We start from the raw sequence: 8,849 nt of genomic DNA, 5'->3' as shown, positions 1-8,849 counted from the left end.
CGAAAACCTGATGGAAGTTATGAGTCTATGCGTGTGATGCTGATGAAGTCGACAAACGGAGGGGACACCTGGAATTATTTAAGTACAATCCGGGAGAATGCCGGAGAAGCGACAATAGCACGCGGTAAAAATGGATCCATTCTGGCCGTCATGCGGGTCGAGAATACTTCAATGGTCTATAAAATAAGTTCTGCGGCCAGTAACGGCACATCCTGGAGTGCATCTGCTACTGTACCGGATATTCCGGCAAATAAGGGTGTTGATCCGTATTTGCAATGGATGCCTAATGGTATTTTAGCGCTAAGTTATGGAGATAATGTCACTGGTAACATGCGCAATTGTCACGTTGCTTATTCAATTGACGATGGGGCAAACTGGGTAGGACATTCGGTAACTTATCAGTCAACACCAGGGACTGGTTTTCAAAATAAAAGCTCCGGGTACACTTCTGCTTTCCCGTTAAGGAATAACAGGTTCATGCAGCTTTCTGATCGTGCGCTTTATACTTATTACGATTCTGGTGATCCGACTCCCGTTCCAAATCCATTTTCAATCTGGTCTTCAACGTTCGATGTCGTTACCAATTACAGAAATCGCATAGATCTGAAGAAAAGAGTTTCTCCGGGCCAGGTTGAGTTCATTACCGATATGACCTATACAAACGGTACACATCCGGAAGCTGGTGTACACGGTGCGTACGATGCCAGCACTGATTATTGGAGCGGTGCATTCAAACAAGCATCAAGCGGATATTATACGATAGACCTCAAACGAAATCAAACGATCAACGCAATTGCCGTAAGCCTGCTTCATGGAAGGGCACAGGGAGCCACCATTGAACATTCCCAGGATGGAATAAACTGGACATTATTAAAGTCCTATCCCGGGACGACGGTTCATTATACAGTTGATTATACATCCTTTTCTTCCATCGTGGCAAGATATGTCAGGGTAAATGTGACCAGCAGTATGGGATGGGTGGGTCTCAACGAAATCAGCCTGTTCAGTCCTGAAGATACTTTTGAAGATTATGCCCTTAATGTTAAACCATACAGCTACACGATGCTGAACACTGGCTTTTGGGTGAGTGAAGGGGTTACGCCACTTCCTACCGGATATCAAAGTCAGCGGGCGCTGTATATGTACGATGCAGATGCCACAAACAAGGAACTTAGCAGGACCGGCTATACAGCCTCGGATGCACAGGTTATGGAATTTAAGCTGAAGATTAAAGGTTTTGCTTCCAGCGGCTGTGTCCAGTTTTGCTTAAAATCAGGTACTACATCTGTATTCCGTATTGCTGTTTTTCCGGTAACCGGAACCAACAATGGAACGATAAAGTACAATAACGGAACCTGGAATGCTTTATTGAGCGGAACGAATGTGTTAATACCGAAAGATGCCTGGAGATCTGTTAAAGTGGTGGCAGATGCCCCTGGAAATGTCGCTGCTATTTATATTGATGGTACTTTTGCGGGCTATGCCACAAAACAAACTGCGGGCGCCACAACTATGGATGGTATTATGTTCGCAAGCGGAGGAAGTGGTGCAATCGGCGACGAAGCACTGTTTGACGATGTAGTTTTATATCCTTATGGTACTATTCCAGGATCAGCACAGGCTGCCAGTTCATCAATACCGGTAAAAAGCAATCTGGCCGATAAAAATCTGGATCAGCTCAATTCTTTTGGGATCAGGTTATCTCCAAACCCGGCGGGAAGCACCATGGGTTTAACCGTGTCTAATGCAGAACAGGGGAAACTGTATGTGCAGGTAGTTAATATTTCCGGAACCGTTGTTAAAAAAGTAGAATTTACGGTGACAGGAAGTACAGATAAGTACGAAATGCCAATAGCGGATCTTGCCCAGGGAATGTATATTGTGCAGGTAACTCAGGGAAAAAATACACTAAGGGCCAAACTCATAAAACAGTAGGCCATATTGTATAATAATACCAGAAATGTAAAAGAAAATAGTACACTGCGGGGCCTGATAAACCGAAATTTGAGACTTAACCTTGTTTTTATGAAATATTACTTTTTAGTGCTGATATTTTTATTTACCGGATGCGCTACAAAAAAAGCATTGGAAGATCCCGGAAAGATCGAAGTTCAAAAAATCTGGGATCAGGCACCGCATAGTGCATTTACTGATTTGATAAGATTTAACAATTCATTCTACTGTACTTTCAGAGAGGGGACCGGCCATGTGTCGGGGCCAGGCGGGACGGGACGGGTCATAAAATCTGCTGACGGTAAGACCTGGCAAAGCCTGACTTCATTTAGTATGGACGGTATGGATCTGAGAGACCCCAAGTTGTCTGTTACTCCTGATAACCGGATCATGGTATTGATTGATGTGGAGACTTATAAAGATGGTAAAGTGGATACACGCAAGCCATTTGTATCTTATTCAGATAAAAGAGGCGAAACATTTTCGGCACCTGTGGCTTCAGGTATCGATCCTAAGATCGCTGTAAAGTCAGATTGGGTATGGCGCGTGACCTGGAATAAAGGGATTGGCTATGCGATCAATTACCAGCCGGGAGCCATTTACCTGGTGAAAACCAATGATGGCAAATATTTTGAAAATGTGACTAAGATCGATCTTGACGGAAGTCCCAATGAATGTACCATAAGATTTGATAAAAATGACCGTATGTATGTGCTGATAAGAAGAGAAGAAGGCGACAAAAAAGGTATATTAGCTACAAGTGAGGCACCTTATGTCAGCTGGCAGTTTAATAAACTTGATCAGCGCCTGGGTGGGCCAAACTTTATTTTTTTAAACGATACTACGTTTTGTATCGGATCCCGTTATTATCCGGAAGATATGAAAGAAGAAAGAAATTTAAGTAAACACAAATCGGCAATATTTATGACCGACTTAAAGGGTAAAATTTTAAAAACAATTCCGATTGAACAAAGCGGCGGGGATACGAGTTACCCCGGAATGCTCATCTATAAGAAGCAGATCTGGTATTCCTATTATTCATCACATGAAGGTAAAACATCAATCTATCTGGCAAAGATCCCTTTAACTGTGTTTAATTAATAATTGTAATGATAAATATAGGAATAATTGGGATGAGTCCGGGAAATGCCCATCCGACTTCCTGGTCGGCCATCATCAACGGTACATTTAATGGAGAGGAAATAAGTGCACTGGGTTATCCGGCGGTCGCTGCATATCTTACCGCGAACAAGGCAACACTCGGTTTACCGGCAGCGAAAGTAACTCATATCTATTCTCAGGAAAGAGCAGTTTCAGAACACATCGCGAGGACTGCCGGAATTGAGCACGTTACGGATTCGCCGGAAGAGATGATCGGTCATGTCGATACTGTTATACTGGCAAGAGATGATGCTGAAAATCATAAAGAATGGGCTAAGCCATTTATCGATGCGGGAATCCCGTTGTTTATCGATAAGCCTTTGTGCAGCAACAGGGAAGATCTGGATTATTTTGCTTCAGAAATAGCAAAAGGCAAGTTTATCATGTCCTGCTCGTCGATGCGATATGCCAATGAATGCATGATCGCTAAAAATGAGCTGGGTTCCCTTGGTAAAATTGAATTAATTACCGCTGTCGGAAAGAAAGACTGGATCAAGTATGGTGTGCACATGCTGGAAGCCATATTTTCAATCATGGACGATCCCAAACCTTTGAGCGCAACTAACGTTGGCACGGAAAACGGGGCGATTGTAAAGATTGAATTTGAAGGCGGCCTGCAAGCCACCGTACATTTGTTTATGGACATCAGCGGTACATTTCAACTGAGCCTGTTCGGACAGCAAAACTGGAAGCTGGTCGACATCCGGAATTCCTATTCCATGTTCAGGGACAACATCATTGAATTTATCCGCTCGGTTCAGGAAGGAAAGCCAAGGCTGGAATTTTATAAAACAGAGCAGATCATTAAAACATTGATCGCGGGTGATGAGAGCGCCAGGCAGGGCGGTAAAAAAATTAGGATAGACTAAGATGAATGTTAAAGAATTATTTGATCTGAGTGGAAAGGTTGTACTGGTATCAGGCGGGGCAGGCAATTATGGGAAATGCATTGCCGAAGGCCTGGCTGAGGCTGGTGCTACGGTAATCATTGCCTCACGAAACAAAGAAAACCTGGATGCTGTAGCCAAAAATTTTCAGTCCGCCGGTCTCGATGTGCATGCCATGGTGGTTGATCAGGGGAACCATGATTCCGTACTCTCGCTGAAGCAGCAGATCATTGACCGGTTTGGCAAGCTTAATGGTTTTGTGAACAATTCGGTGGCCAGGACGATGAAAAGCTATGATGCGCCTATCGAGCATTTTGCACAGTCTATGGAAGTCAATGCGACAGGAATGATGGACATCCTCAGGGAGCTGGGAGATCTGATCTCCAAAAATGAAGATGGCGGGAGCATCATTAACATCAGTTCGATGATGGGGATGTTTGGGCCGGATTATTCCAATTACGAAGGTACAGAGATGCCTAAAAGCCTGCCGCCGGATTACTTTTTCCACAATGCGGGCCTGATCAATTTAACCCGGTTTATGGCCCAGCATTATGCAGGCAAAAACCTTCGGGTCAACTGTATCAGTCCGGGTGGTTTGTTTAACAATCAGCCGGAACGTTTCCTTGAAAATTACACAAAAAAAGTACCCTTAAAAAGAATGGCCAATAATGATGATATAAAGGGGCTTATTGTGCTGCTTGCTTCACAGGCCGGGGCATATATTAATGGGGAAAACATACTAATGGATGGCGGGCTGAATGCCTGAGCGCTAATTGAAATATACATGGAAAAGACAAATGAAATCTTAACGCTCAAGGGGAAGGACATCTGGGTTGTTGGCGGTGCTGGCTACCTTGGCCAGGCAACATCTGAGCTCTTATTGAAAGCGGGTGCAAAAGTTTTATGTGTGGACCTGGAAGACAGGGCAGATCAGTTTGTGACGGGAATATCAGATCCGGACATTACTGCCGCGACATTAGATGTGCGAAAAGGCGATGAAGTTAAAGCGTTTGTAGCTGAGCATATCAAAAAACGGGGGGTGCCCCAGGGTCTGGTGGTCCTTACTTTTGGATCAACGTCCAAACATTTTGAAGACCTTACTGAAGCCGATTTTGATGAGGTAAATCATACGGGGCTGACGGCGACGTTTTTACTTGCCCGTGAAGTTGGGATCCAAATGGAAACCAGGGGGAAAGGCAGTATTGTGCTGTTTTCGAGTATGTACGGATCGGTATCGCCAGATCCCAGTGTATACGAACTGCCTATGAACATCAACCCCATTGAATATGGTGTGGGTAAGGCTGGTATTGTCCAGATGACGAGATACCTGGCGGTTCACTGGGGAAAGAAAGGGATAAGGTGCAACTGTATATCTCCCGGACCTTTTCCAAGTCCGGCAGGACAGGCGAAAAGTCCGGACTTTACAGCGCGGCTGGCACACAAGGTGCCTATGGGAAGAGTCGGTAAGCAAGATGAGGTCGCCGGTGCGGTCGCCTTTTTCCTGTCGGATGCGGCATCGTATATAACCGGACAAAACCTCTTTGTGGACGGAGGCTGGACCAGCTGGTAAATTGAATTTCAACAGATGAGAGGAGCTTTTAAATACTGCATTTTGATTTGTATGCTTATGGTACAGGAAGTAAAGCCTAATGTTATTAAAGACTCTGTAGTGGTCATAAATGCTGGTATCAATGGCAATAATACAGCTGATTTACTAAGCAGGGTGGATAAAGACGTATTGAAAAGCTCACCGGACCTGGTCATACTTATGGTAGGTACGAATGATATGCTCAATGAACGTAACCGGCTGAATTTAACCGAATATAAAAATAGATATCAGCAGCTGATCAATACGATAAAGAATAAATCCGCACTTGTGCTGATGACGATACCTCCGGTATACTCGCCATATATTATAGCGAGACAACCGAAGACGATGTATAGCGTTAAGGGGCCGCAGTCCCTTGTTGATTCTGCGAACAAGATCATCAAACAGCTGGCTGTTAAAAATAAATGTCTGCTGATAGATCTGAATCAAATACTTACTGCATGCGGGGGCGCAGGCCCTGAAAAAGACAATCTTTTTCAAAATGAGGCCAACAGCGGAATAAATGACGGTGTTCATCCTACTGTTAACGGATATCGTGTAATTGGCACTGCAGTGTATCAGTTCGTTAATCTGTTGAAACCCCTGAATAAAACTATTGTTTGTTTTGGTGACAGCATCACCTATGGTTATAAGATGGATGGGCAGGGAACTGTAAATGGAAACAGCTATCCGGCAGTGCTGAAAAGATTGCTCGATACGCAATAATTATCCTCAAGATGAAAATGAGTCTCAAAACAATGATGTTGACGGTATTAACGGTCATGCTGTTTTATCGTGCCGGACTTTCCCAGGAAATTAAATGGGACAGCACCTACCGGCCCGAGATATATCCTTCCAGGGTAGATCTTTACAGATCTTTTAAACATTCACCTAAAGACATCGTTTTCTTAGGTAACAGCATTACTTTTTGGGGCGAATGGCCGGAACTTTTGGGAATGCCGCATATTAAAAACAGAGGTATACCGGGCGATACGAGTTTTGGGTTGCTTGACCGTCTTGATGAGGTAACGGGCGGCCATCCGGTAAGCATCTTTATTCTGATAGGCATAAACGACATCGCCCGGAATTTTCCGGATAGCATCATTATCCGGAACTATGAGCGTATGATCAGTCAGATCAAGTCTGCCTCGCCTCAAACGAAAATTTTCTTTCAAACCATGCTTCCAACAAATAGCTCCTTTGGGAAATTAAAGGACCATTATAAAAACGGACGGATCATAGAGATTAATGCCAAACTGAAAGACCTGGCAAAACGTAATGATATCACGGTCATAGATCTTTATTCAGCTTTTGCCGATCATACGGGCAATCTTCCAGCCAAATATACTTTTGATGGTGTACATCTGAATAAACAAGGCTACGACGTATGGGTTTCTGTACTTAGAAAAGGGAAATATCTTAGCGGGTAAATCCTAACCTGCTGATCTGATTAAAGATTCCAGCGCACGTTCCTGATACAATATATCGCCTGTTTCCAATGCGCGTCTGTAATCACTCGGTGTCATGTTCTTTAATTTTTTGAACTGCCTGTTGAAATTAGCAAGGTTGTTGAATCCGCTCTCGTAGGCTATTTCAACAATATTTTGTTTGTTCTCACAAAGTAACTTACAGGCGTAACCTATCCTTACCTTATTTAAGTATTCTATAAAAGTTATCCTGTATTGTTCTTTGAAGAAATTACAAAAAGTCGTCACTGCCATATTGGCGATAGAGGCAATCTCCGGCAGTGTAATCTCGTTGTTAAAATTCCTCATGATATATTCTGTCACCTTGCTAAAACGGTCAGAGCATCTTAAATGTGAATTCCTTACAAATCCCGGACTGGCGAGCAACTCATATTCAGAATTTGAGGCAATGATGTCAAAAATAGAAATAAGAGAGGCCAGCCGCTGAATGCCGTTCATGTTTAGCATATCTTTCATTATCCCAGAGACCTTGTCTTTTGCCTCACCTTTTATTACAGCGCCATGATGTGACAATTCAAGAAAATTTTTAATGCTTTCCATCTCAGGTATCTGAAAAAAACCTTCTCCTAAAAAATCATCGACAAAATGGATGACAATGGCATCTGCCGGTGAATCCGCCTGCCCGTTGATATATTTGTCGTCATTGACCCAAACATGCGGCAGGGTTGGGCCCATAATCACCAGGTCACCCTCATCAAAATATCCTATATGATCTCCGACCATTCTGCGGCCTGAGCTTTTAGTGACCAGCACGAGTTCGTATTCAGGGTGATAGTGCCATGGACATGGAAAATGCTTACAGTTTTCCCGGAAGACTACAAAAGACTTATCAAAGTCCTTGGCAAAGCGCATTTCTACAGGTTTCATTGATATTCTGATTTGGTGGTTAGTATTTGTTTATCTTAAATATACGGATAAAATCATTTAATTATCAGATATGCATAATAGTATTAGAAAAACAAATAAAAGTATCTTAATGCGGATGCTTTGAATTCTACTTTTGGATATTAATGGTGCTGATTGCAGAGAAACCGATATAAATGCGAGAATACAGGCCTGGTCTGTGAAATAACCATCTATACTATATTACATGAAAATAAAAGCCGCCGTGCTCTATGAAGCAGGCCATGACCGTCCGTACGGGGAAACCAATCCAATCGTTATAGAAGAGCTGCACCTGTCAAAGCCCGAATACGGAGAGGTGCTGGTTAAGATCCATGCCGCTGGACTTTGTCATTCCGATCTTTCCGTAATTGATGGCAGCAGACCAAGGGTCATGCCGATGCTCCTTGGCCATGAAGCTGCCGGAGAGGTAGTAGAATGCGGGCCGGGAACGGAAGATTTGAAACAAGGCGATCACGTCGTTTTTTCGTTCGTCCCTACCTGCGGGCACTGTATGCCCTGTATGACAGGACGACCCGCATTGTGTGAGCCGGGGGCTGCTGCAAATGTCAAGGGTACCCTGCTGGGGGGCGGACTAAGATTAAAAAACCGGGACCTGAAATTTGTGAACCACCATCTTGGTGTCTCGGCTTTTGCAGAATACGCAGTAGTATCACGAAGATCTCTGGTGAAAATAACCGAAAAAGTGCCTTATGAAATAGCTGCGCTGTTCGGCTGTGCGGTAATAACAGGCGTAGGAGCGGTGGTAAATACCGGAACCTTAAAAATTGGTCAGACGGCATTGGTTGTAGGACTGGGCGGGGTTGGATTCTCTGCATTACTGGGTGCACTCGCTTCAGGGGCGGGTACAGTGATCGCTGCGGATATCAA

Annotated in this window: 9 protein-coding genes; 8 read left to right on the top strand and 1 reads right to left on the bottom strand. The window is 43.9% G+C overall.

The genetic code is table 11. The features are described 5' to 3' along the window. The 7 genes from VK541_RS14245 to VK541_RS14215 all read left to right on the top strand — a co-directional run. Window positions 1-1,935: discoidin domain-containing protein (locus VK541_RS14245; RefSeq protein WP_324370987.1), on the top strand; the 1,935-nt coding region annotated here is incomplete at its 5' end. Between the two features lie 90 nt (window positions 1,936-2,025). Next, on the top strand, window positions 2,026-3,054 hold the full coding sequence (locus VK541_RS14240; protein WP_324370986.1) for a sialidase family protein: 1,029 nt from the start codon (window positions 2,026-2,028) through the stop codon (window positions 3,052-3,054). Between the two features lie 8 nt (window positions 3,055-3,062). Further along, window positions 3,063-3,983: a Gfo/Idh/MocA family protein gene (locus tag VK541_RS14235; protein WP_324370985.1), complete on the top strand. Its 921-nt coding sequence runs from the start codon at window positions 3,063-3,065 to the stop codon at window positions 3,981-3,983. A 1-nt stretch (window position 3,984) separates the two neighbouring features. After that, window positions 3,985-4,767, top strand: coding sequence for an SDR family oxidoreductase (locus tag VK541_RS14230; RefSeq protein ID WP_324370984.1), 783 nt, complete (start codon window positions 3,985-3,987; stop codon window positions 4,765-4,767). A gap of 18 nt (window positions 4,768-4,785) precedes the next feature. Further along, window positions 4,786-5,571, top strand: a complete 786-nt coding sequence (locus VK541_RS14225; protein WP_324370983.1) for an SDR family oxidoreductase — start codon at window positions 4,786-4,788, stop codon at window positions 5,569-5,571. 57 nt (window positions 5,572-5,628) lie between these two features. Beyond that, the gene (locus tag VK541_RS14220; RefSeq protein WP_324370982.1) at window positions 5,629-6,315 is read left to right on the top strand and encodes an SGNH/GDSL hydrolase family protein; all 687 of its coding nucleotides are present in this window, start codon (window positions 5,629-5,631) and stop codon (window positions 6,313-6,315) included. An 11-nt stretch (window positions 6,316-6,326) separates the two neighbouring features. Continuing rightward, the gene (locus VK541_RS14215; RefSeq protein ID WP_324370981.1) at window positions 6,327-7,019 is read left to right on the top strand and encodes a GDSL-type esterase/lipase family protein; all 693 of its coding nucleotides are present in this window, start codon (window positions 6,327-6,329) and stop codon (window positions 7,017-7,019) included. Between the two features lie 3 nt (window positions 7,020-7,022). Here VK541_RS14215 and VK541_RS14210 read toward each other — a convergent pair whose 3' ends face one another. Further along, window positions 7,023-7,943 carry an AraC family transcriptional regulator gene (locus VK541_RS14210; RefSeq protein WP_324370980.1) on the bottom strand — a complete coding sequence of 307 codons (921 nt, stop codon included), beginning with the start codon at window positions 7,941-7,943 and terminating at the stop codon, window positions 7,023-7,025. A 223-nt stretch (window positions 7,944-8,166) separates the two neighbouring features. Here VK541_RS14210 and VK541_RS14205 point away from each other — a divergent pair. Further along, a partial coding sequence (locus VK541_RS14205; RefSeq protein WP_324370979.1) for an alcohol dehydrogenase catalytic domain-containing protein occupies window positions 8,167-8,849 on the top strand: 683 nt, incomplete at its 3' end.

This window comes from Pedobacter sp. (assembly GCF_035317785.1).
Taxonomy (GTDB): Bacteria; Bacteroidota; Bacteroidia; order Sphingobacteriales; family Sphingobacteriaceae; genus Pedobacter.
This window is presented reverse-complemented; position numbering and strand designations above follow the sequence as displayed.

Bases quoted from the DNA above. Each gene is read 5' to 3' on its own strand.
- VK541_RS14235 (WP_324370985.1), top strand. From the start codon at position 3,063: ATGATAAATATAGGAATAATTGGGATGAGTCCGGGAAATGCCCATCCG.
- VK541_RS14240 (WP_324370986.1), top strand. From the start codon at position 2,026: ATGAAATATTACTTTTTAGTGCTGATATTTTTATTTACCGGATGCGCT.
- VK541_RS14230 (WP_324370984.1), top strand. From the start codon at position 3,985: ATGAATGTTAAAGAATTATTTGATCTGAGTGGAAAGGTTGTACTGGTA.
- VK541_RS14220 (WP_324370982.1), top strand. From the start codon at position 5,629: ATGGTACAGGAAGTAAAGCCTAATGTTATTAAAGACTCTGTAGTGGTC.
- VK541_RS14210 (WP_324370980.1), bottom strand. From the start codon at position 7,943: ATGAAACCTGTAGAAATGCGCTTTGCCAAGGACTTTGATAAGTCTTTT.
- VK541_RS14215 (WP_324370981.1), top strand. From the start codon at position 6,327: ATGAAAATGAGTCTCAAAACAATGATGTTGACGGTATTAACGGTCATG.
- VK541_RS14225 (WP_324370983.1), top strand. From the start codon at position 4,786: ATGGAAAAGACAAATGAAATCTTAACGCTCAAGGGGAAGGACATCTGG.